Genomic DNA, 1,366 nt, shown 5'->3' on the forward strand with positions numbered 1-1,366 from the left:
GCGACCGTGCCGGGCGCGCTGACCGCGGCCGCGGAGGTCGCCGCCAGCACCGGCGCCCGGCTCGCCTGGGTGCCGCGCCGCGCCGGTGACCGCGGTGCGATCGAGGCCGGCTGCCTGCCGACCCTGCTGCCGGGCGGACGTCCGGTCGCGGACGCGGCCGCCCGGGTCGACGTCGCCACAGCCTGGGGCGTCGACGCGCTGCCCGAGACCGAGGGCCGCGACGCCGACGGCATCGTGGCCGCCCTCGCGGCCGGCGAGCTCGGCGGCCTCGTGGTCGCCGGCGTCGACCCCGACGACACCGCCGACCCGGCAGCGACCCGCGCCGCCGTCGCCGCGGCGGGCTTCGTGGTCGCCTTCGACATCCGCCGCACCGAGGTCACCGACGCGGCCGACGTGGTCTTCCCGGTCGCGCCGACGAGCGAGAAGTCCGGCACCTTCGTCAACTGGGAGGGCCGCGTCCGGTCCTGGGAGGCCGCGCTGCACCAGCCGTCCTCCCTGCCCGACCTGCGCGCGCTCTCCGGGATCGCGGAGGAGCTCGCCCGCCTCGGCCAGGGGGCCCCGCTCGGCTTCCGCACCGTCGACGAGGTCCGCGCCGAGATGGGCCAGCTGGGTCCCTGGGACGGCGAGCGCGCAGGTCTCGATACGCCCTCGCACGTTCCTCGCGAGGGCAACTCGACCAGCGAAGGCGCCTACCGTCTCTCCACCTGGAAGCAGCTGCTCGACAACGGCTCGATGCAGGACGGCGACAAGTACCTCAAGGCCACGGCCCGCACGCCGGTCGCCCTCGTCACCCGGGAGGTGTACGACGCCCACGGGCCCACCGTCACCCTCACCGGTGACCGCGGGTCGATCACGCTGCCGGCGGAGATCGCCGACGACCTCGTCGACGGCGTGGTGTGGGTGCCGGCCAGCTCGGTCGGCAACGGCGTGCTCGCCGACCTGGCGTCCCCGGGGACGACGGTCACGATCAGCGGAGCGGAAGGGACGCACGGATGAACACCGCACTCAGCGCGTTCGGCAACGACGTCTGGTGGATCGTCCTCATCAAGACGCTCCTCGTCTTCGTGGTCCTCGTCCTGCTGACGCTCTTCAACATCTGGTGGGAGCGCCGCGTGGTGGCGCGGATGCAGCACCGCATCGGCCCGAACGTGCACGGCCCGTTCGGTCTGCTGCAGTCGCTGGCCGACGGCGTCAAGCTGGCCTTCAAGGAGGACCTGATCCCGAAGGCCGCCGACAAGGTGGTCTTCGTGCTGGCCCCGGTCATCTGCGTGGTGCCGGCCTTCGTCACCTTCAGCGTCATCCCGTTCGGGCCCGAGGTGAGCTTCTTCGGCGAGACGACGCCGCTGCAGCTGACCGACATGCCGGT

At 73.4% G+C, this 1,366-nt stretch carries 2 protein-coding genes; both read left to right on the plus strand.

All coding sequences use genetic code 11. The features are described from left to right. A partial coding sequence (locus tag L615_RS03515; protein ID WP_145724138.1) for a molybdopterin-dependent oxidoreductase occupies nucleotides 1-996 on the plus strand: 996 nt, incomplete at its 5' end. Then, nucleotides 993-1,366, plus strand: a 374-nt coding sequence (locus tag L615_RS03520) for an NADH-quinone oxidoreductase subunit H (protein WP_186449715.1), incomplete at its 3' end; no start/stop codon positions are given. The genes L615_RS03515 and L615_RS03520, both read left to right, overlap by 4 nt.

It is taken from the genome of Nocardioides sp. J9, assembly GCF_007829375.1.
Lineage (GTDB): Bacteria > Actinomycetota > Actinomycetes > Propionibacteriales > Nocardioidaceae > Nocardioides.